We start from the raw sequence: 19,865 nt of genomic DNA, 5'->3' as shown, positions 1-19,865 counted from the left end.
CGACCCTGCTACCTGCGAAAAACGGCCGCCTGTTCGCGACCTGCTGCCAAAAGGCTACGCGGTGGAAGCGGCGCGGCGCGTCCCGCGCGCGCCCGCGGGCCTTCCGGATGCGGGCCGCCGCGCCGCCCGGCACCCTTGACGGATGAGCAACGGCCAGGGGAGCCAGGGCGGCGGCGGTCCGGTGATCGCCGCCGTCGACGGGTCCGACCACAGCCTGCGCGCCCTGGAATGGGCCCGCCTGGCCGCCCTGCGTCACGGCACCGGCCTGATGGTCGCCCACGTCCTGCCCGAGGTCTCCCAGCTGTACGCGGGCCGCCGCTCGGCCCTGCACGACCCGAACGAGCCCGAGGAGTACGCCGACCCCGTCGGCGACCGCGTCCGCGCCCTGCTGGAGTCCGGCCCGGAGCTCCCTGCGGACGTCCGCTACGAGGCCCTGGAGGGCTCCGTGCCGGAGGCGCTGCGGGCCGTCAGCGCGGAGCAGGAGCCGCTGATGCTGGTCATGGGCTCCCGGGGGCGCGGCGGCTTCGCGGCGCTGCTGCTCGGCTCCAGCAGCCGGGCCGTGGCCACCACCGCGTCCTGCCCGGTGGTCGTGGTCCCGCACGAGGGGCGCGCGGCGCGGGACGCCGAGGGGGCTTCGGCCGGGCGGGTGGTATTGGGGCTGCACGCCGCCGAGACCCCCGAGGACGTACTGGCCTTCGCGTTCGCGGAAGCCGCCGCCCGGGGGACCACCGTCCAGGTGGTCTCGGCGTACGCCCTGCCGCCCGGTCCGATGATGGTGATCGACAGCCCGTTCGCGGTGATCCCGCCCGAGGCCCTCGCCGACGGCGCCGACGGGGTGCCGGCCGAACGGGAGATGCTGCGGGCCCAGACGGAGCGGCTGGCCCCGCTGCGGGCCCGCTACCCGGACGTGCCGGTGGAGCAGGCCGCCGTGCCCGGGGACGCGGCGGGGCGGCTGGTGGAGGCGTCCCGGTCGGCCGCGCTGGTCGTGGTGGGCCGCCACCATCCGCGGCGGCGGTCCCTGCTGATCGGGTCGGTGGCGCACGCCGTCCTCCAGCACGCGCACGGCCCGGTGGCCGTCGTCCCGGCGCTGCACGACGACGGGGCGGCCTGAGCCCACCGGCCGGCTCCGGCCACGCGGCGTGATCTGACCCTTCAGCCGGCCCACGCGCTGACCTGGGCAGATCCGGTAAGGGGTGGCATCAAACGCGCCGACGGGGGGAAGGTGGGAGCCGGGGGGTCTGCTTCGCGCCGGCGGAGGAGGACGACCGGACCAGCCTGGGGTGGTGCCGATGCCCAAGACGCAGCCCGTGAACGACGGCAAGGGGAGCGAGGCGGACGACCCGCCGGAGACGGCGGCGCAGCGCAGGGCGCGACGCGCGCAGTTCTTGCGCGACCTGATGGAGGCCCGGGCGCTGCGCGACCGCGTGCAGCCGCGGCGTGCCCGGGCGGCCCGGATGCGCCAGCAGATGCGGATGCGTACGTTCCGTTGGTGACGGGCACGATGCCCACGGCAGCGACCGGCCCCCTGACCGGCCCTCCGCCCGGCGCCGCGACACGGCCGCCGCGCGGAAGACCTCTCGCAAAGCCGCTGTTTCTGCCACGATGCCGATTGGGCGGGGTGCGAACAGCTTGTGTCAGGACCGTTCACACCCCAACCTCCGGCCGGGGGGACCTCCAACCGGCACGCCTATGACCAGTGGGAGAGTCACGGTGTATTTCGCCGCACTGCTCGCGCGCACCGAAGACGGGTGGGAAGCGAGCGACCTGGAACTCGACGACGTCGAGTCCCTCAGTGATCTGATCGATCTCGCACGTTCCGCCGCTGTCGACGACGACACGGTGGTCGCCCTCATCGAGCAGGAGGACGCCTGGTTCGGCGTCGTCCGCGTGGACGGAGAGGAGGACCCCCGGTACTTCGTGTCGAACGCCTCCGCCGCCGACCGGAGCTCTTACGGATCGATGCTGACCAAGGAGCTGCTGGGCGGCGTCGACGAGGACGACGATCTCGACGAACTGGACCTGGACGGCACCGAGGACGGGGAGGACGAGCCCGTCGCCTCCTACACGGACGAGGAGGACGACGCGGACGACGACCGGGCGGGCTCCGGCTCCGAGCCGGTGCCGGCCGGTCCGCTCGGCGACCCCCGGCTGCTGGACGACCTCGGCGTCGGCCACAGGGAGCTGATGTCCCTGGACGGGGACGCGCTCTCGGAGATCGCCGACGCGCTGGGCGCCACCGAGGTACTGGAGGCCGTCCGCTAGTGATCGCCGCGCACGACCTCACGTACGGCACGCGGGACCCGCACGGCTCCGGTACCGGGCCCGACCCGGTACGGGATCCGTGGCGGGACCCCATGCGCCTGGCCCTGCGGGAGGCGGCCCTGGCGGTGCCGGCCGGTGACGTACCGGTCGGTGCCGTCGTCCTCGGGCCGGACGGGGACCTCCTCTCCACTGGGCACAACGAACGGGAGGCCGTCGCGGATCCCACGGCGCACGCCGAGGTGCTGGCGCTGCGCCGGGCGGCCGCCCGGCTCGGGGAGTGGCGGCTGACGGGGTGCACCCTGGTGGTCACCCTGGAGCCGTGCGTGATGTGCGCGGGCGCGCTCGTCCAGTCCCGGGTGGCCCGTGTCGTCTACGGGGCGGGGGACGAGAAGGCGGGCGCGGCGGGGTCGCTGTGGGACCTCGTACGGGACCGCAGGCTCAACCACCGGCCGGAGGTGATCCGCGGGGTACTGGAAGCGGAGTGCGCGCGGCAGCTGACGGAGTTCTTCCGGGAACGGTGAGCACCGTGGTGGGCGGGCGGTGGCGGGTGAGCAGGGCCACTCGGCAGGAAGTTGCGAAGCACTCCCCACCATCGGCTAGGATCTCTCTCGGTGGTGTGTCCGAGTGGCCGAAGGAGCTCGCCTCGAAAGCGAGTATGGGGCAACCCATCGGGGGTTCAAATCCCTCCACCACCGCTCTGGAAACGAGAGCCCCGGTTCGTACGAACCGGGGCTCTCGTGCGTGCCCGCCGTGACCGGGCGTCGGCTCGGCCGTTGGACACGGCATGACCAAGACCCAGCGCATCCTCGCCGCCTTCGCCCTCGCGGGGGCCGCCGCGGGCCTCGCCGCACCTGCCGCCTCCGCCGCGCCGCCCGCCCCGCTGACCCTCCCGGACCTGCCGACGGCCGCCCCGGGCATGCCCGCGGGGGCCACGCCGGCCTCGGTCCAGGAGATCGGGGCGAAGGTCAGCGAGGGGGCCAACCAGCTCAACCAGCTGACGACGCTGCCCGACCAGCTCGAGCCCGCCATCGCCCCCGTCGCGCCGCTGGTCGACCTGCTGGGCGCCATCCAGTAGGGCACCCGCGTACCCCGGCACGCGCGGCCGCGCAGCGCACGCTCCCCCGCCCACGAAGAAGGCCCCGACCGGAGCCGGGGCCTTCCACGCGTACGGGGGAAGTGACATCGGGGGGACACGTCACTTCCCCCGGTGAGGACGGAACCTGCCGGCCCGGGCCGCGGTCAGGGGGAAGCCCGCGGCCCGGACCCCGCAGTGAGGTCCTGTCCCTCGCCCACCGGTTTCCTGCCAGAACCGGTGGGCTCGTGTTCCATCCTGCTCCTCCCGCGACCGGACACCCAGCGGCAAAGGGCCCGTACGGCAGGGTCATTGGTCCTTAAAGGACAGGTGAGTGTCCAAACCCGACCGGTTAGACTCACCCGACTTCGCAGTACCGGTTGGGGAGGCCGACACCGTTCATGGACACCAAGAAGCTCATCACGGGCGCCCTCACGGTGTTCGTCCTCTTCGTGATCATCACCCAGCCCAAGCGGGCGGCGGAGATGGTCGGAATAGGCTTCCAGGGCATATCGGATGCCGCCTCCGGCATCGGCGAGTTCATCACCGAACTGGTGACCTGAACCCGTACGCTGAAGCGATTTCCGGACATCCAGGCCCCTCACTCCGCCGGTGGGGGGCCTTTCGCGTTCGACTTTCACATGCCCGGCGGTAAAAAGAATACCCCTAAATGCCCAACTTGCCCTCAACACGGCTATATACGGTGCTTGCACATAGTGCACATCTCTTGTGATGCTATGACCGCTTTTGACGGATGAGACGGATGAGTTGACCGAAGGGGTGGCGTGACCGTGCCGGCCAGTACTGCGCCTCAGGTGCCTCCCCAGCAAGAGCTCCGCCAGGAACAGCCGCACGAGCTTCCCGCCGAGGCCCAGGAGGCCGCCGCTGCCGCGCCGCGACCGCAGAGCCGGGGTGCGGACACCCGGGCCCTGACACAGGTGCTTTTCGGCCAGCTGAAGGGCCTGGTGCCGGGCACCAGCGAGCACAACCGGGTGCGCGGGGCCCTGATCGAGGCCAACCTCCCGCTCGTGCGCTACGCGGCCGCCCGCTTCCGCAGCCGCAACGAGCCGATGGAGGACGTCGTACAGGTCGGCACCATCGGCCTGATCAACGCGATCGACCGCTTCGACCCCGAGCGCGGCGTCCAGTTCCCCACCTTCGCCATGCCGACCGTGGTGGGCGAGATCAAACGATACTTCCGCGACAACGTCCGCACCGTGCACGTCCCGCGCCGCCTCCACGAGCTGTGGGTGCAGGTCAACGCCGCCACCGAAGACCTCACCACCCTCCACGGCCGCACCCCCACCACCCCCGAGATCGCCGAGCGGCTGCGGATCAGCGAGGACGAGGTGCTCTCCTGCATCGAGGCCGGCCGCAGCTACCACGCGACCTCCCTCGAAGCCGCCCAGGAGGGCGACGGGATGCCCGGGCTGCTCGACCGGCTCGGCTACGAGGACCCCGAGCTGGCCGGTGTCGAACACCGCGACCTCGTCCGCCACCTGCTCGTACAACTGCCCGAGCGGGAGCAGCGGATCCTCCTGCTGCGCTACTACAACAACCTGACGCAGTCGCAGATCAGCGCCGAGCTTGGGGTCTCCCAGATGCACGTCTCACGGCTGCTCGCACGCAGCTTCGCCCGTCTGAGATCCGCAAACAGGATCGAGGCTTAACCGGATCGGGTGGAGCCCGGCCCGCGATTCCCTACAGAACCGGCTCATTCCGCTCGGTCGGTCGTCTGTCGCTGGAGATACTTGTCGACATGGCGCTACAGCGTGTTGCCGACATGTGACATTCTGCTGGAACCGCGTTTGCCGCAGCCCCGCCTCCGGTATTCAGGTGGAGGCTGCGTTCCTCCGACGGACGCGCCGATACGCGACCGTCCGCGACCTCAAGGGGGTGGCATGTCCGTAGACCAGGGCAGCTCCAAGGTACTCACGCTCGTCGAGCGTGAGCTGCCGGCAGTGGCCGACCGCTCGGAAGCCATCGACACCCGCACCCTCTCCCGCTCCCTCTTCCAGCGACTCGCCACCCTGGACCCGGACAGCCCCGAACGGGCGTACGTACGCGACACCCTGATCGAGCTGAACCTGCCGCTGGTGCGCTACGCGGCAGCCCGGTTCCGCAGCCGCAACGAGCCGATGGAAGACATCGTCCAGGTCGGCACCATCGGCCTGATCAAGGCGATCGACCGGTTCGACTGCGAACGCGGAGTGGAGTTCCCGACGTTCGCGATGCCGACCGTCGTGGGCGAGATCAAACGATTCTTTAGGGACACTTCCTGGTCCGTCCGCGTCCCGCGCCGGCTCCAGGAACTGCGCCTCGCGCTGACCAAGGCCAGCGACGAACTCGCCCAGCGCCTCGACCGGTCCCCGACCGTGCCGGAGCTGGCGGCCGTCCTCGGCGTCACCGAGGAGGAGGTCGTCGACGGGCTCGCCGTCGGCAACGCCTACACCGCCTCCTCGCTCGACTCCCCCTCCCCGGAGGACGAGGGCGGCGAGGGCTCCCTCGCCGACCGGCTCGGGTACGAGGACAGCGCGCTGGAGGGCGTCGAGTACCGCGAATCGCTCAAGCCGCTGCTGGCCAAACTCCCGCCCAGGGAGCGGCAGATCATCATGCTGCGGTTCTTCGCGAACATGACCCAGTCGCAGATCGGCGAGGAGGTCGGCATCTCCCAGATGCACGTCTCCCGGCTGCTGACGCGGACGCTGGCGCAGCTGCGCACGGGCCTGATCGGCGAGTAGCGCCCCGATCGTCCGCCGACGCGGGGTTCACATTTGACATCACGTCAGGAACACTGGCGCGATGCCAACGGGATCCCGCGCGGCGCGCACCCTCGCCCTGGCCCTGTGCTGCACGGCCGCCGCCGCCCTCGCCGGATGCGGCGGCCCGGTCCGCGACGGCTACGCCGCCGTGGGCGCCGCGGCCCCCGGGCCCGAGCGGGGCGCGGGGCAGAACGTACCGCCGCGGGGGCAGGTGGAGTACCAGCCGGCCGGGCCGGCCGGCCCGGCCCCTTCCGCGGGCGCTTACGCCACTACGGCGCCCGGCGCGCCGGGGTCCCGGCCCGGCGGGAGCTCCGCCGGAGCCGGAACGACGGCCACCGCCCAGGGCGGCTCCGACCCCGCCCCCGGCACCCCGCCGGCCCCGGGCACCCCAGAGACCGCCCCCGGCGCCGGGGGCGCGGGCACCGGCAACGGCACCCCGGGCGGCACGGGCGGCTCCGGCACCCCGACACCGGGGCAGGGCGGCACAGGCGGCTCGGGCGACACTGGAGGCTCGGGCGGCACAGGAGGCTCGGGCGGATCCGGCGGCACAGGAGGCTCCGGGACCTCAGGGGGCTCCGGGACCTCAGGAGGCCCGGGCGGCGGCACCGCACCCCCGCCCGCCACCCCCGCGTCCCTCACCCTGAGCACCCCGGCCCGCGCGGCGGCTTCCGACCGCTGGTGCGAGCGCGTCACGGTGACCTTCACCAACACCGGTACCACCGCGGCCCGTTCCGGCACGGTCACCTTCGCGACGCACGTCATCGGCGCCCTCGGCATCGACTGGGCCACGGTCACCACGACCCAGCCCCTGCCCGCCCCCATCGCGGGCCGGACCTCCAGGACGCAGACCTACACGGTGTGCCTGGACGCCTGGCGGGTGCCCCTCGGCATGCACGTGGAGACCCGCACGGTCACCGCGACCTGGAGCTGACCCGGCCGCGGCGCCTCAGTGGAGCACCACCCACAGCGCCGCCCCCAGCGCGAGGACCAGCGCGAGGACCAGGGCGATCCGGCCCCCGGACAGGGCGCCCGGCTCCTTGGGCCGGCGGCGCGAGCCCGGCACGGCCGGGGTGCGGGCCGCCTGTTCCTCGCCCTCCGCCACGAACGCGCGGAACATCTGAGTGCTGCCGGCGGGGTCGTAGGAGCCCTCGGCTTCAGGTGAGTTGTGCTGTGCGGACATGGCTGGACCCTAGCGGGTTTTCCGATTCCTTTACCGCCCGCGACCCCGAATTCATTTGCCTGTAGCAACCATGCTCTTCTATCGTTGCCCTAAGCAACGAGATGGGGGGCGGGTCCGGTGGCCACGCACACGGCACAGAACACCCGGTACGAGGAGCTGGCCCGCCAGCTCACCGGCATCGGGGCGGTCAAACGCGACCTGGCCCGGATCCTGCCCCCGCACTGCCCGCCCGGCGCCGCCGCCGTCCTCACCGTGCTCGACCGGCACGGCGAGATGCGGCTCAGCCGGCTCACCGAATACATGGCCGTCGACATCTCCGTCAGCAGCCGGCACGTCGCCCACGTGGCACAGCGCGGCTGGATCGACCGGGAGACCGACCCCGGCGACGGCCGCTGCCGGATCCTGCGCCTGACCGACGAGGGGCGTGCCGTACTCACCGAGCTCGGCGCCCGCTACACGGACGCGCTGGAGAAGGCCCTGGCCGACTGGTCGGCCGAGGACATCGACGCACTCAACACCCTGCTGGCCCGACTCCGATCGAGCTTCTAGGCAAAGGAAACACATGGCTACGACCACACCCTCCGGTGTGCGGGGAGGCGGCCAGTCGGAGACCACGTCCGACGGCGCGCCCATGACCCACTCCCAGATCATGAAGGCGCTGTCCGGGCTCATGCTCGGCATGTTCGTGGCGATCCTGTCCTCCACGATCGTCTCCAACGCCCTGCCCCAGATCATCAGCGACCTCGGCGGCACCCAGTCCTCCTACACCTGGGTCGTCACCGCCGCCCTGCTGTCGATGACGGCCGCCACCCCGCTGTGGGGCAAGCTGTCCGACCTCTTCAGCAAGAAGCTGCTCGTCCAGATATCCCTGGTGGTCTACGTCCTCGGCTCCGTGGTCGCGGGCCTGTCCCAGAACACCGGCATGCTCATCGCCTGCCGCGTCGTCCAGGGCATCGGCGTCGGCGGCCTCTCCGCCCTCGCCCAGATCGTGATGGCCGCGATGATCTCCCCGCGCGAGCGCGGGCGCTACAGCGGCTACCTCGGCGCGGTCTTCGCCGTCGCCACCGTCGGCGGCCCGCTGCTCGGCGGCGTCATCACCGACACCTCGTGGCTCGGCTGGCGCTGGTGCTTCTACGTCGGCGTGCCCTTCGCGGTGATCGCCCTGATCGTGCTCCAGCGCACCCTGCACCTCCCGGTCGTCCGCCGGGACGTGAAGGTCGACTGGCTGGGCGCCTTCCTGATCAGCGGCGCCGTCTCGCTGCTGCTCATCTGGGTCACCCAGGCCGGCGACTCGTACGACTGGATCTCCTGGACCACCCTGGCGATGACCGGCGGAGCCCTCGTGCTCGGCCTGCTGTTCCTCCTCGTGGAGTCCCGCGCGAGCGACCCGATCATCCCGCTGCGCCTCTTCCGCAACAAGACCATCAGCCTGGCCTCCGCCGCCTCGCTCTTCGTCGGCATCGCGATGTTCTCCGGCACGGTCTTCTTCAGCCAGTACTTCCAGCTGGCCCGCGGCGAGTCCCCCACCATGTCGGGCATCCTGACCATCCCGATGATCGGCGGCCTCTTCGTCTCCTCCACGGTCTCCGGCCAGATCATCACCAAGACCGGCAAGTGGAAGGCCTTCCTGGTCTCCGGCGGTGTGCTGCTGACCGCCGGACTCGGACTGCTGGGCACCCTGCGCTACGACACCCCGTACTGGCGCATCGCCCTGTTCATGGCGCTGACCGGCCTCGGCCTCGGCATGATGATGCAGAACCTGGTCCTCGCCACCCAGAACCAGGTCGCCCCCCAGGACCTCGGCGCGGCCAGCTCCGTCGTCACCTTCTTCCGCTCCCTCGGCGGCGCCATGGGCGTCTCGGCCCTGGGCGCGGTCATGGCCAACCGGGTCACCCACTACGTCAAGGACGGGCTGGCCGCACTCGGCCCGAAGGCGGCGGCCCTGGCACACGGCGGCGCCGGCGGGGGCGGGATCCCCGACCTCGACAAGCTGCCCGCGCCGCTGCGGCAGGTCATGGAGTCCGCGTACGGGCACGGCGTCGGCGACGTCTTCCTCTACGCCGCACCGAGCGCGCTGCTCGGGCTGGTGCTGGTGGTCTTCATCAAGGAGGTCGCGCTGAAGTCGAAGCCGGCCGCCCACGCCCCGGGCACCGAAGACACCCCCGGCGTCCCGGCCCAGGCCTCCGGCAAGGCCCCGTCCCAGGCCTGAGGCCGGCCAGCCGGATCCGGGTCCTCCGGTCGGTCAGGCCCGGGCCCCGCGGACGGCCGCCTTGGCCTCGATGCCCGCGATGAGGACGTCGAGGGCCAGGGCGAAGTCCGCCTCGGGCGCCCGCCGGACCGTGCCCCCGCAGCCGTGCAGGGCGCAGCCGTTCAGGAACTGCGACACGGCGAGGTGGGCACCGGTCCGGCAGGCGTCCGCCAGGCCGGCGGCCTCCAGCAGCCGGTGCAGGGCGGCGTCGAAGGCCCGCGCGTGCGGGCCGATGTTGGGATAGACCGCGCTGAGCGGAGCCACCCACGGGTGCTCCGCCAGCAGCCTGCGGTAGCCGCAGGCCAGTTCCCTCAGCCGGCTCGCCCAGGGCTCCTCCCGGGACGGGCCGGCCGGGAGGCGCTGCTGGCCCAGGGCCCGGTCCAGGGCCAGTTCGAGCAGATCGTGCTTGGTGTCCACGTACCAGTACAGGGACATCGCGGTGACGCCCAGCTCGGCCGCCAGCCTCCGCATGGAGAAGCGGCCGAGCCCTTGTGCGTCCAGCAGCCGCACGGTGGCGGCGGTGATCCGGTCCCGGTCCAGCCCCGAGGGGGCGTCGGTACGGCGTCTGACGGGGGCGGCGGGCCGCACGGCCAGCCACACACTGGTCCTGGCCTCGCCCGGATCAGCCTCGGTCACCATCGAGGTGCCCTCCTCATCACAAGGGGATCAGCCCGGAATGCCCGGTCCGCCCTCTTGATGCTAGGGGGTGCCGCGTGGATCGGGGCCGGTTCAGGACGTGCCGGTCGAAGGGGCCGTCAGGTCGTAGAAGGTGGCTCCGTCGATGGTGACGGCCTTGAACGTGGCCTTCACCCAGCTCTCGACGGCCGTACTGGCCGACCCGCCCGGGCCGCCCTGACCGCCGGGGGCTCCCTGACTGCCGGGGGCTCCCTGACCGCCGGGGCCGCCCTGACCGCCCGGCCGACCGGCCGCCCGGGACTCCGCGCCGCCTTCGAGGCCGGCCTGGGCGATGAACCAGTGGATCTTCCCGGCCTTCACGTAGGCCTTGAACTGCTCCAGCGTCGGCGAAGGGTCGCTGCCGTTGAAACCGCCGAGCGGCATCACGGGGCGGCCGGAGGCCAGCTGGTAACTCGCCGCGTTCTGCGAGCCGATGGCGGCCGCCGCCCAGGTGTACCGGCTCGCGTCGGCGCGCAGCGCGGCCTCGGCCCCGGCGGAGACCCGGGCCCCGTCGAGCAGCCCGCCGGCCCCGCCCCGCATGCCCCGCCCGGACCCGGCCCCGGACCCGGTCCCGGACCGGCCCGCCGCGCCGCCCGCCTGACCGGGGCCCGGCCAGGCGCCCCGCGGGAAGCCCTGGGCGGTACCGCCGCCCCCTTGGCCCCCTTGCGGTGCTCCCTGCGGCGCTCGCTGCGGCGCTCCCTGCGAGCCTCCCTGCGGCGCTCCGCCGCCCGGCCCGCCCCCGGGCAGGCCCGGCATACCGCCCCCGAACCCCTCCCCGCCCGGCCCGAAGCGCATCCCGCCCGGGCCGCCCCGCCCCCGGCCACCGCCGGACCGGCCGTCACGATCGACCCGGTGTGACCGGTGCCGATCGTGGTCAGGCAGTACGCCAACGGGCCCGCCAGGGCCGCGCCCAGCCCCAGCGCGGCCGCGCCGAGCCGTACCCGGCGGCCCAGCCGGGCGGCGAACGGCAGTGCGGCGGCGGCGAGCAGCCCGGCCACCAGCACCGTCCAGCGCAGCCACGGCAGATAGCCGGAGGAGCGGCCGAGCAGTACGTACGACCAGACGGCGGTCAGGGCGAGGGTCCCGGACAGGGTGAGCGCGGCGGCCCTGCCGCCCCGCTCCTCCCACAGCACGGTCACGCCCATGCCCACCAGCGCGGCCACGAACGGAGCCAGCGCGACCGTGTAGTACTCGTGGAAGATGCCCTGCATCCAGCTGAACACCACGGCGGTGATCAGCAGGCAGCCGCCCCAGGCCAGGAAGGCCGCGCGGGCCGTGCTCTGGAGGCAGTCGGTGGCCCGGCCGGCCCGCCAGGTCACCACCAGCCCCGCCACCAGCAGCACCAGCGCCGCCGGCAGCAGCCAGGAGATCTGGCCGCCGACGGTGCCGGAGAACAGCCGGCCCACACCGGTCTCCCCCCAGCCGCCGCCCCCGCCGCGCAGGCCCGGCCCGCCCTCGGGCAGCCCGTACGTCCCGAACGCGCCGGCGGCCCCGCCGGTCCGCCCGCCGCCCACGCTGCCGGTCTCGTCGCCGTTCAGCCGGCCCAGTCCGTTGTAGCCGAAGGTCAGTTCCAGGAAGGAGTTGTGCTGCGAGCCGCCGATGTACGGGCGGGAGGAGGCGGGCCACAGCTCCACGACGGCCACCCACCAGCCGCCGGTCACCACCATCGCGGCCCCGGCGAGCAGCAGCTGCCCGAGCCTCCTGCGCAGCCGGGCCGGCGCGCAGACGGCGTACAGCAGGACCAGCGGCGGCAGGATGACGAAGGCCTGGAGCGTCTTGGTCAGGAAGCCCAGGCCGATCGCGGCGCCGGCCGCGACCAGCCACCCGGTCCGCGCCCCGTCCAGGGCGCGCAGCACGCAGCACACCGTCACGGTCAGCAGCAGCGTCAGCAGCGCGTCGGGGTTGTTGAAGCGGAACATCAGCGCGGCGACGGGGGTGAGCGCGAACGCGGCGCCGCCGATCAGCGCTGCCGCGGGGCCGAACTGGCGGCGCACGGCGGCGTACAGGACGGCGGTGGTCGCGACGCCCATCAGGGCCTGCGGGACGAGGATCTGCCAGGAGCCGAGCCCGAACGCCCGGACGGACAGCATCATCGGCCACAGGGCGGCCGGCGGCTTGTCGACGGTGATGGAGTTCCCGGCGTCGGAGGAGCCGAAGAAGAAGGCCTTCCAGCTCTGCGAGCCCGCCTGCACGGCGGCGGAGTAGAAGGAGTTGGCGTAGCCGGACGCGCCCAGGTTCCAGAGCAGGAGCACGGCGGTGGCCAGCAGCAGCCCGGCGTAGGCGGGCCGTTCCCAGCGGGGCCGGCCGGTGACGGTCCGGCGCGCGGCGGCGTCCGCGGCCCGGTCGGGGCCGGGGACTGGGACGGAGGTGGGGGCGGGGGGCCGTTCGGGGAACGGGGCGCCGAAGGGCGGGTGGGCCGTGGTCATCGGTGGTCGTCCTTCACGGAAACGGGAGTGGTGCGGCGCTCGGGGAAGACCCAGGCGCGGAAGAGCAGGAAGCGCAGCACGGTGGCGGCGAGGTTGGCGGTGACCAGCACGGCCAGTTCGGTGCCGTGGGCGGCATCGTCGGTGCCCGCGCCGAGGGCGGCCAGGGAGCCGCTGGTCAGGGCCAGGCCGATGGCGAACACGACCAGGCCCTGGGCCTGGTGGCGCAGCGCGCGGTCGCGGCCCCGGACCCCGAAGGTGAGCCGGCGGTTGGCGGCGGTGTTGGCCACGGCGGAGACCAGCAGGGCGGCGGCGTTGGCGGCCTGGGGTCCGGCGGCGAGCCGGAAGAGGGAGTACAGGGCCAGGTAGCAGAGGGTGGACAGCAGTCCGACCGCGCAGAAGCCGAGCAGTTGGCGGGCCAGTGCGCGCGGCACCCCGGGCAGGGCGGTGCGGTCGCGCGGGTCGTCACCGAAGGGGCGGGCGAGCCGGTCCAGGGGGAGCTCCCCGAGGGCCAGCGCCCGGCCCACGCGCCAGACGCCCTTCAGGTCCTCGGTGGCGGTCCTGACGATGTGGACCGTGGAGTCGGGATCGTCCACCCAGTCCACCGGCACCTCATGGATGCGCAGCCCAGCCCGTTCGGCCAGGACCAGCAGCTCGGTGTCGAAGAACCAGCCGGAGTCCACGACCAGCGGCAGCAGCCGTTCGGCGACCTCCCGGCGGATGGCCTTGAAGCCGCACTGGGCGTCGCTGAACCGGGCGGCGAGGGAGGAGCGCAGCAGGAGGTTGTAGGCGCGGGAGACGAACTCCCGTTTCGCTCCCCGCACGACCCTTGAGGAACGGGCGAGCCGGGTGCCGATGGCCAGCTCGGAATGGCCGGAGATCAGCGGGGCCACCAGGGGAAGCAGGGCGTTCAGATCGGTGGAGAGGTCCACGTCCATGTACGCGAGGACGGGCGCCTCCGAGCGGCTCCACACGGTGCGCAGGGCACGGCCGCGGCCCTTCTCCTCCAGCCGGACGCTGCGTACGCTGGGGACGGCGGCGGCGAGCTCGGCCGCGAAGGCGGGGGTGCGGTCGGTGCTGGCGTTGTCGGCGATGGTGATGCGGAAGGGGTACGGGAAGGTCCGGGTGAGGTGGGCGTGCAGCCTTCGCACGCAGGGGCCGAGGTCCTTTTCCTCGTTGTAGACCGGGATCACCACGTCGAGTACGGGCTCGCCGGGCGCGGGCGCCAGGGGCGCCCGGGCCGGGAGGGCGTCGGAAGAGGTGTCGGTTGACATGCTCCGACCCTCACCGGGCGCCCTGTCACCTCGGTGTGCTGACCCTGTGGTCCCTCTGTGAGTCCGCCGGTGTCATGGGACGGGGGTCCTCGGTGAGGGGGAGCAGCACCTCGAAGCAGGTCCGGCCCGGCTCGCTCTCCACGCCGACCCGCCCGTCGTGAGCTGTGACCACGGCCTGGACGATGGCCAGGCCCAGGCCGGTGGAGCCCGCCGCGCGGGAGCGGGAGGCGTCGCCGCGGGCGAAGCGCTCGAAGATGTGCGGCATCAGGTCGGCGGGGATCCCGGGACCGTCGTCCTCGATCCGCAGCCGGACGGCGGATGTTTCACGTGAAACACGGGCCGTGACGGTGGTACCCGGCGGAGTGTGGGTGCGGGCGTTGGCGAGGAGGTTCACCAGGACCTGCTGGATCCGGGCCGGGTCGGCCAGGACGGGCGCGGGTTCGTCGGGCAGGGCCAGACGCCAGTGGTGGCCGGGGCCGGCGGCCCGGGCGTCACTGACGGCGTCCACGACGAGGGGGGCCAGATCGGTGTCCTCGCGGGAGAGCGGGCGGCCCGCGTCCAGCCGGGCCAGCAGCAGCAGGTCCTCGACCAGCCCGGTCATCCGGGTGGCTTCGGACTCGATCCGGGCCAGGGCGTGGCGGGTGTCGGGGCCGGGCTCCTCGCGCCCCCTGCGGGTCAGTTCGGCGTAGCCGCGGATGGAGGCGAGGGGGGTGCGCAGCTCGTGGGAGGCGTCGGCCACGAACTGACGGACCTGTGTCTCGCTCTGCTGGCGGGCCGTCAGTGCCGAGGAGACGTGCCCCAGCATCCGGTTGAGGGCCGCACCGACCTGTCCGACCTCCGTACGGGGATCCGCCTCAGCCTCGGGGACCCGTTCGTGCAGGGCCGGTTCGCCGCTGTGCAGGGGCAGCTCGGAGACGCGGGTGGCGGTGGCGGCGACCCGGCGCAGCGGGCGCAGGGCGACCGCGACCAGCGCCTGTCCGGCCAGGGAGGCGGCGATCAGGCCGGCCAGGGTGACGCAGACCTCCACGGCGATCAGGGTGTTCACGGTGGAGTCCACGCCCTTGAGGGGGAAGGCCAGGACCAGCTCTCCGTCGGGCGCGGCCATCGCCCGGTAGGCGCCGAGCCCCGGCAGGTCCACGTCCACCCTGCCGGACCCGGCCGGGCCGGCCGTCCGTGCGACCTGCTCCAGCACCTCCGTCTGCGCCTGGGTCAGGACCTCCCGGTGATCGAGTCCCGGGCCCTCCACAGGAGCGATCCGGGCCCCGCCGATCACCTTCCGGTTCACGTCCAGACGGACCCCGGCGGCGCCCATGGGAGAGCCGGGGGCGAAGACGAAGCCGAGGCTGCCCTCGCGGGCCGCCTTGCCGGCGCCCGGCCCCCGGACGGCCATCTCCACGGAGTTGGTCAGCTGCTTGTCCAGCTCTCCCATCAGCCGGGAGCGCATGGCGAGGGTGGTGACGGTCCCGATGGCCGCGCCCACCACGGCGATCAGCGCCACCGCCGACACCACCAGCCGGGTCCGCAGCGACCACGGCCGGCGGCGGCGCGGCCCGCGCCGTCCGGACGCTGCGGACCGCCCGGGCCGCCCGGGCCGCGGCCGGGAAGGGCGGCGGGCCACTACTCGGCCGGCTTGATCAGGTAGCCGGCGCCGCGCCGGGTGTGGATCATCGGGGGCAGTCCGGTGCCGCCCTCCAGCTTGCGCCGCAGGTAGGAGATGTAGAGCTCCACCACGTTGGCCTGGCCGCCGAAGTCGTAGGACCACACCCGGTCCAGGATCTGCGCCTTGCTCAGCACCCGGCGCGGGTTGCGCATCAGGTAACGCAGCAGCTCGAACTCGGTGGCGGTCAGGTGCACCTCCTGGCCGCCGCGGACCACCTCGTGGCTGTCCTCGTCGAGGCTCAGGTCGCCGACCGAGAGGACCGAGCCGCCGCGGGCGGCCTGCGCCGCGCCGGAGCGGCGGACCAGGCCGCGCAGCCGGGCCACGACCTCCTCCAGGCTGAACGGCTTGGTGACGTAGTCGTCGCCGCCGGCCGTCAGGCCCGCGATGCGGTCCTCGACGGAGTCCTTGGCGGTCAGGAACAGCACCGGGACCTGCGGGATCTCCCGGCGGAGCAGGCCGAGCACGGACAGCCCGTCCATGTCGGGGAGCATGACGTCGAGGACCACCACGTCGGGCCGGAACTCCCGCGCCGCGCGCACGGCGCCCGCTCCGTCACCGGCGCTGCGGACCTCGCAGCCCTCGTAGCGCAGGGCCATGGACAGCAGCTCGGAGAGCGAGGCCTCGTCGTCGACGACGAGGACCCGGCAGGGGCCGCCGTCCGGGCGCGTCAGCGCCGTCGGGTTGGCCGTGGACGTGGACGCATGGGAGGTGGTCGTCGCTGTCATGCCCCCACGCTGGCCCGCGCCTCTGAGAGCGCTCTTGCCCCAACCTGTGAATCTCCTGAGAAAGGCTTCCCGGCGCCCCCGGCGGCTCAGTCGCCCGCCGGGGGAAGGGAGAACAGCCGGGCGGCGTTGTCGTGGCAGACCGCGCGCAACCAGTCGTCCCCGAGCCCGAGCCGCTCCAGGGCCTCCAGCTGGTGCTCGTAGGGATAGGGGATGTTCGGGAAGTCGGTGCCCAGCAGGATCCGGTCCCCGAGGTCGGCGAGGCGTCCGAGGTCCCCGGGCGGGAAGCCGCTGAACTGCTCGGAGAAGTCGGTGAAGGCCATGGTCGTGTCGAGCCGCACCTCGGGGTAGCGGTCGGCCAGGTCGAGGAAGTCGGTGTACTCGGGCATCCCCATGTGCGCGACGATCAGCGGCAGCCGCGGGTGGCGGGCCAGCAGGCGGGCGACCGGGCCGGGCCCGGTGTACTTGCCCGGTGCGGGCCCGGAGCCGCAGTGGACGACGACCGGGACGCGCGCTTCGGCCAGCAGCCCCCACACCGGTTCCAGGAGGGCGTCGTTCGGGTCGTAGCCGCCGACCTGGAGGTGGGCCTTGAACACCCGGGCCCCCCGCTCCACCGCCCGCCCCGCGTAGGCCGCCACGCCTTCCTCCGGGAACAAGGTCGCGGTGTGCAGGCAGTCGGGGGTGCGGGCGGCGAAGTCCTCCGCCCACGCGTTGAGCCAGGCGGCCATCCCGGGCTTGTGCGGGTAGAGCATCGAGGTGAACGCCCGGACCCCGAACTCCCGCAGCAGCCCGACCCGCTGCTCCTCCTCGTGGCGGTAGGTGATGGGCCACGCCACACCGGTCAGCGGCCCGGCGGCGTCGAAGTAGTCCCACACCTTGCGCATCACCCGGTCCGGCATGAAGTGCGTGTGCACGTCCACCAGTCCGGGCAGGCCCAGCCGCTCGCGGAAGGCCCGGACGGTCTCAGGCGTCGCGGGCAAAGCCGTGGCTCCGCTCGACGGTCGCGACGTGCAGGGTGTAGCTCTCGTACCAGTGGCCGCGGCCCTGCTTCATGGCCGCCTGGTGCTCCAGCTCCGTGCGCCACGCGGCGAGGGACTCGTGGTCGCGGAAGTAGGACACGGTGATGCCGAGGCCTCCGGGCGTGCGCGCGGACTCGTAGCCGAGGAACCCGGGGTTGTCCCGGACGAGCTCGGCCATCCGGGCCAGGGTCTCCGGATATCCGCTGTCGTCGGAAGTGCGGACACTGCTGAATACGGCCATGACATAAGGCGGTTCGAACGCCGGAACGGGCTGGATGCTCATGTCCCCACCCTCCGCGCCAACCCCTTGGCATGTCCACCAGAATCAGGCCCGGCAGCCCAAAGGGATCCAAGTTTTGACCTTGCTCCCCAGGACCGTGCCACCCCTCCCGGGCCCCGGTCCGCCAGGCGGCACGGAGCCGCGGCACCCGCCCTCAGAAGAGGCCGTCCTGTCCGCCCGCCTCCGCCGGCGGGGCGATGGCCGCCAGCGGTACGCCGGTCACCGCGTCCGCGGGGGCCGAGACCAGCTCCCAGCCCGCCAGCAGCCGGGTGTCGACCACGAGCCCGTCCGCGAAGTGCAGGTCCGGCCCCGCGGCCCCCGCCAGCAGCCCCACGACCCCCGCACCGGGCACCAGCTCCGTGACCACCCGCGCCGGAACCGGCAGCCCGGCCAGCCCGAACGGCCCGGCATGGTCGGTGACCGCGCACCCCAGCCGCTCCAGCGACTCGGGCCACCCCTGCAGCGCCGCCGCCCGGGCATGCAGCTCGGCCACCTCCCGCGCCCGCTCTGCTTCCGCAGGCAGCCCGGCCCGCACCGCACGCTTGCGGGCGTAAGAGATCCGGTCGGGCACCCCGAGGGCGGCGCGCAGCAGCTCCTCGGTCCGACGTGCCGCCATCAGCGGTCCGCGCCCCAGCCAGGTCCAGGTCACGGCCCCCTGCTCCAGCAGCCGGACCGGGCCGCGCTCCTCGGCGGTGATGCCCACCTTGACCATCCCGGGCCCGAACCACGCCAGGTAGACGCGGTAGGGGCGCGGATCGGCGGCATTGGTGTCGGCCGCCACCGAGAAGGACCGGTCCAGCCGGGCGCACTCGGGGCACTGGGCGCTCCCGGCCCGCACCGGCACGCTCCGGCCGGCCGGGCACGGGGTCCGCTTCCCGGCCCGCCGCACGCCCAGGCACTGCCGCTCGCCCCTGGCGACGAAGGCCAGCCGCTGCCCGTAGGAGAGCGGACTGTCGCGCTCCGCGCCTCCGGGCCCGTACCACCTGATGGCGGGCCGCCCTCCGCTCCACCGGATCCCGGTGCACTGCCACCCCGCGGCGGAGCCGGTCACCGGGGCAGCGGCCGCTCGATGCCGTCCGATCGGTCTTCCTCCCCCATGCGCCTTCCCACTCCCGCCGGGACCCGGCCGGTCACCCGCTGCCGAAGACCTCCGGCTAGCGCGCGACGAACTGCGTCAGGACCGCCTGCATCTCGTAGATGTCGACCCCCTTGGTGAAGGTCTTCTCGATCGGCGCCGCGCTGCCGGATATCCATATCTTGAGCTCGGCGTCGAGGTCGAAGTGCCCGGCGGTCTCCACGGAGAAGTGAGTGATGCTCCGGTAGGGGACGGAGTGGTACTCCACCTTCTTGCCCGTCATCCCCTGCTTGTCGACGAACACCAGCCGCCGGTCGGTGAACAGGATCGTGTCGCGCACCAGCAGGTACGCCACATGCACCTGCTCCCCGTTCCCCAGCAGCCGCGCGTAGTCCCGCTGCGCCGACGCCGGATCCACCCGGTGCGCGTTCCCGAACAGTCCCATGAGAGTCCCCCGATCAAGCTTCGAACGATCTGTGGAAACCGTATCGGCCCGGATCCGTCGCCCACGTCCCCCACAGGAGCCAATTCACCCCTGAGCCCTCCCGGGGGATCCCCTCCCCCTGAGGTACTGCTCCCGCCGGCCAGGGCATACGCAGGACACACGCAAGAGGCCCCCAGGATTTCTCCTGGGGGCCTCTCCGGCTGTGCACTCGGCAGGATTCGAACCTGCAACCTTCTGATCCGTAGTCAGATGCTCTATCCGTTAAGCTACGAGTGCTTGGGCTTCCCGGGGTTTTTCGCCCCGTTGGCCTTGCGAGAACAACAATACATGGACCTCGCCGGGACGCGAAATCCATTGGCCCCAACCCCTCTGACCTGCGGAAACGTGCCAGAAGAAGATCGTCCGGGTACGGCGGGCGGCAGCCGGGAGGCCTCGCCGGGTACCCGCGCAGGGTCATCCCAAACCCCAGGGGCCCCTTTCAGGCCCCGAACGCAGACCCCCGAACACAGACCCTGAACGCACCGAAGCCCCGGTCCATGCGGACCGGGGCTTCGGTGAGGTGCGGAGGCGGAGGGATTTGAACCCTCGATGGGGTGTAAGCCCCAAACCGCATTAGCAGTGCGGCGCCATAGACCGGACTAGGCGACGCCTCCAGCACACCCCTGCGATGAGGGTGCGTGCAGATGATGACACAGCCGCGGGGCCGGTCACCAATCCGCTCCCACGGTACAAGGAGCCGGGGCCGCAGGGCAAAGCCTTAAGCCCCCT

At 73.0% G+C, this 19,865-nt stretch carries 20 protein-coding genes, 3 tRNA genes and 1 pseudogene; 12 read left to right on the top strand and 12 right to left on the bottom strand.

The genetic code is table 11. The features are described from left to right. The first annotated feature begins 142 nt into the window (after nucleotides 1-142). From B4U46_RS18395 to B4U46_RS18355, 10 genes are all read left to right on the top strand, one after another. A complete protein-coding gene (locus tag B4U46_RS18395) occupies nucleotides 143-1,111 on the top strand; it encodes a universal stress protein (RefSeq protein WP_167747596.1) in 969 nt (322 codons plus the stop codon). A gap of 178 nt (nucleotides 1,112-1,289) precedes the next feature. Next, nucleotides 1,290-1,493, top strand: coding sequence for a hypothetical protein (locus B4U46_RS18390; RefSeq protein ID WP_045949278.1), 204 nt, complete (start codon nucleotides 1,290-1,292; stop codon nucleotides 1,491-1,493). Nucleotides 1,494-1,710: 217 nt separating this feature from the next. Beyond that, nucleotides 1,711-2,262 (top strand): hypothetical protein, encoded by a 552-nt coding sequence (locus B4U46_RS18385; protein WP_079428818.1) that lies wholly within the window; start codon nucleotides 1,711-1,713, stop codon nucleotides 2,260-2,262. 92 nt (nucleotides 2,263-2,354) lie between these two features. After that, entirely contained in the window at nucleotides 2,355-2,783 is a 429-nt protein-coding gene (gene tadA / locus B4U46_RS18380) for a tRNA adenosine(34) deaminase TadA (RefSeq protein ID WP_100864167.1), read from the top strand. Nucleotides 2,784-2,872: 89 nt separating this feature from the next. After that, nucleotides 2,873-2,957: transfer RNA gene (locus B4U46_RS18375), tRNA-Ser, on the top strand. Nucleotides 2,958-3,046: 89 nt separating this feature from the next. Further along, a complete protein-coding gene (locus tag B4U46_RS18370) occupies nucleotides 3,047-3,337 on the top strand; it encodes a hypothetical protein (RefSeq protein WP_079428816.1) in 291 nt (96 codons plus the stop codon). Nucleotides 3,338-3,735: 398 nt separating this feature from the next. Further along, a complete protein-coding gene (locus B4U46_RS38075; protein ID WP_167747595.1) occupies nucleotides 3,736-3,897 on the top strand; it encodes a hypothetical protein in 162 nt (53 codons plus the stop codon). Nucleotides 3,898-4,119: 222 nt separating this feature from the next. Further along, nucleotides 4,120-5,004, top strand: a complete 885-nt coding sequence (locus tag B4U46_RS18365; RefSeq protein WP_398898699.1) for an RNA polymerase sigma factor SigF — start codon at nucleotides 4,120-4,122, stop codon at nucleotides 5,002-5,004. Nucleotides 5,005-5,235: 231 nt separating this feature from the next. Continuing rightward, on the top strand, nucleotides 5,236-6,075 hold the full coding sequence (locus B4U46_RS18360; RefSeq protein ID WP_079428814.1) for an RNA polymerase sigma factor SigF: 840 nt from the start codon (nucleotides 5,236-5,238) through the stop codon (nucleotides 6,073-6,075). Nucleotides 6,076-6,136: 61 nt separating this feature from the next. Next, a complete protein-coding gene (locus B4U46_RS18355) occupies nucleotides 6,137-7,027 on the top strand; it encodes a hypothetical protein (RefSeq protein ID WP_237292974.1) in 891 nt (296 codons plus the stop codon). 15 nt (nucleotides 7,028-7,042) lie between these two features. Here B4U46_RS18355 and B4U46_RS18350 read toward each other — a convergent pair whose 3' ends face one another. Further along, the gene (locus B4U46_RS18350; protein WP_079428812.1) at nucleotides 7,043-7,276 is read right to left on the bottom strand and encodes a hypothetical protein; all 234 of its coding nucleotides are present in this window, start codon (nucleotides 7,274-7,276) and stop codon (nucleotides 7,043-7,045) included. Nucleotides 7,277-7,393: 117 nt separating this feature from the next. Here B4U46_RS18350 and B4U46_RS18345 point away from each other — a divergent pair, with 117 nt between their 5' ends. Together B4U46_RS18345 and B4U46_RS18340 are read left to right on the top strand one after the other, a co-directional pair. After that, nucleotides 7,394-7,825: a MarR family winged helix-turn-helix transcriptional regulator gene (locus B4U46_RS18345; protein WP_079428810.1), complete on the top strand. Its 432-nt coding sequence runs from the start codon at nucleotides 7,394-7,396 to the stop codon at nucleotides 7,823-7,825. Nucleotides 7,826-7,838: 13 nt separating this feature from the next. Beyond that, nucleotides 7,839-9,485, top strand: a complete 1,647-nt coding sequence (locus tag B4U46_RS18340; RefSeq protein ID WP_079428808.1) for an MDR family MFS transporter — start codon at nucleotides 7,839-7,841, stop codon at nucleotides 9,483-9,485. A gap of 33 nt (nucleotides 9,486-9,518) precedes the next feature. Here B4U46_RS18340 and B4U46_RS18335 read toward each other — a convergent pair whose 3' ends face one another. The 11 genes and pseudogenes from B4U46_RS18335 to B4U46_RS18285 form a co-directional block, all read right to left on the bottom strand. Continuing rightward, nucleotides 9,519-10,163, bottom strand: a complete 645-nt coding sequence (locus B4U46_RS18335) for a TetR/AcrR family transcriptional regulator (RefSeq protein ID WP_079428806.1) — start codon at nucleotides 10,161-10,163, stop codon at nucleotides 9,519-9,521. 90 nt (nucleotides 10,164-10,253) lie between these two features. Continuing rightward, nucleotides 10,254-12,625 (bottom strand): annotated as a pseudogene (locus B4U46_RS18330) (ArnT family glycosyltransferase). Beyond that, nucleotides 12,622-13,896 carry a bifunctional glycosyltransferase family 2/GtrA family protein gene (locus B4U46_RS18325; protein WP_079428804.1) on the bottom strand — a complete coding sequence of 425 codons (1,275 nt, stop codon included), beginning with the start codon at nucleotides 13,894-13,896 and terminating at the stop codon, nucleotides 12,622-12,624. The pseudogene B4U46_RS18330 and the gene B4U46_RS18325 overlap by 4 nt, the downstream one beginning before the upstream one ends. Nucleotides 13,897-13,921: 25 nt before the next feature. Next, nucleotides 13,922-15,514 carry a sensor histidine kinase gene (locus B4U46_RS18320; protein WP_079428802.1) on the bottom strand — a complete coding sequence of 531 codons (1,593 nt, stop codon included), beginning with the start codon at nucleotides 15,512-15,514 and terminating at the stop codon, nucleotides 13,922-13,924. Further along, the gene (locus tag B4U46_RS18315; protein ID WP_079428800.1) at nucleotides 15,514-16,281 is read right to left on the bottom strand and encodes a response regulator transcription factor; all 768 of its coding nucleotides are present in this window, start codon (nucleotides 16,279-16,281) and stop codon (nucleotides 15,514-15,516) included. The genes B4U46_RS18320 and B4U46_RS18315 overlap by 1 nt, the downstream gene beginning before the upstream one ends. 86 nt (nucleotides 16,282-16,367) lie before the next feature. Next, complete coding sequence (locus tag B4U46_RS18310; RefSeq protein ID WP_079428798.1) at nucleotides 16,368-17,258, bottom strand: amidohydrolase family protein; 891 nt, start codon at nucleotides 17,256-17,258, stop codon at nucleotides 16,368-16,370. Beyond that, nucleotides 17,242-17,580 carry an antibiotic biosynthesis monooxygenase family protein gene (locus B4U46_RS18305; protein WP_079428796.1) on the bottom strand — a complete coding sequence of 113 codons (339 nt, stop codon included), beginning with the start codon at nucleotides 17,578-17,580 and terminating at the stop codon, nucleotides 17,242-17,244. Before B4U46_RS18305 ends, B4U46_RS18310 begins: the two co-directional genes overlap by 17 nt. 151 nt (nucleotides 17,581-17,731) lie before the next feature. Continuing rightward, a complete protein-coding gene (locus B4U46_RS18300; protein ID WP_079428794.1) occupies nucleotides 17,732-18,628 on the bottom strand; it encodes a DUF2797 domain-containing protein in 897 nt (298 codons plus the stop codon). Nucleotides 18,629-18,731: 103 nt separating this feature from the next. Next, entirely contained in the window at nucleotides 18,732-19,097 is a 366-nt protein-coding gene (locus B4U46_RS18295; protein WP_079428792.1) for a PH domain-containing protein, read from the bottom strand. Nucleotides 19,098-19,300: 203 nt separating this feature from the next. Further along, nucleotides 19,301-19,373: transfer RNA gene (locus B4U46_RS18290), tRNA-Arg, on the bottom strand. 286 nt (nucleotides 19,374-19,659) lie between these two features. After that, nucleotides 19,660-19,750 (bottom strand) — tRNA-Ser (locus B4U46_RS18285). Nucleotides 19,751-19,865 lie beyond the last annotated feature (115 nt).

The organism is Streptomyces katrae, from assembly GCF_002028425.1.
Taxonomy (GTDB): domain Bacteria; phylum Actinomycetota; class Actinomycetes; order Streptomycetales; family Streptomycetaceae; genus Streptomyces; species Streptomyces katrae_A.
The sequence above is the reverse complement of the archived record's forward strand: the minus strand, read 5'-3'. Positions and strand labels throughout refer to the sequence as shown.

Excerpts from the sequence above, each read along its gene's own strand:
- B4U46_RS18390 (WP_045949278.1), top strand. The coding sequence starts at position 1,290 with ATGCCCAAGACGCAGCCCGTGAACGACGGCAAGGGGAGCGAGGCGGAC.
- tadA (WP_100864167.1), top strand. The coding sequence starts at position 2,355 with ATGCGCCTGGCCCTGCGGGAGGCGGCCCTGGCGGTGCCGGCCGGTGAC.
- B4U46_RS18295 (WP_079428792.1), bottom strand. The coding sequence starts at position 19,097 with ATGGGACTGTTCGGGAACGCGCACCGGGTGGATCCGGCGTCGGCGCAG.
- B4U46_RS38075 (WP_167747595.1), top strand. The coding sequence starts at position 3,736 with ATGGACACCAAGAAGCTCATCACGGGCGCCCTCACGGTGTTCGTCCTC.
- B4U46_RS18370 (WP_079428816.1), top strand. The coding sequence starts at position 3,047 with ATGACCAAGACCCAGCGCATCCTCGCCGCCTTCGCCCTCGCGGGGGCC.
- B4U46_RS18305 (WP_079428796.1), bottom strand. The coding sequence starts at position 17,580 with ATGAGCATCCAGCCCGTTCCGGCGTTCGAACCGCCTTATGTCATGGCC.
- B4U46_RS18360 (WP_079428814.1), top strand. The coding sequence starts at position 5,236 with ATGTCCGTAGACCAGGGCAGCTCCAAGGTACTCACGCTCGTCGAGCGT.
- B4U46_RS18340 (WP_079428808.1), top strand. The coding sequence starts at position 7,839 with ATGGCTACGACCACACCCTCCGGTGTGCGGGGAGGCGGCCAGTCGGAG.
- B4U46_RS18355 (WP_237292974.1), top strand. The coding sequence starts at position 6,137 with ATGCCAACGGGATCCCGCGCGGCGCGCACCCTCGCCCTGGCCCTGTGC.
- B4U46_RS18395 (WP_167747596.1), top strand. The coding sequence starts at position 143 with ATGAGCAACGGCCAGGGGAGCCAGGGCGGCGGCGGTCCGGTGATCGCC.
- B4U46_RS18315 (WP_079428800.1), bottom strand. The coding sequence starts at position 16,281 with ATGACAGCGACGACCACCTCCCATGCGTCCACGTCCACGGCCAACCCG.
- B4U46_RS18325 (WP_079428804.1), bottom strand. The coding sequence starts at position 13,896 with ATGTCAACCGACACCTCTTCCGACGCCCTCCCGGCCCGGGCGCCCCTG.
- B4U46_RS18350 (WP_079428812.1), bottom strand. The coding sequence starts at position 7,276 with ATGTCCGCACAGCACAACTCACCTGAAGCCGAGGGCTCCTACGACCCC.
- B4U46_RS18335 (WP_079428806.1), bottom strand. The coding sequence starts at position 10,163 with ATGGTGACCGAGGCTGATCCGGGCGAGGCCAGGACCAGTGTGTGGCTG.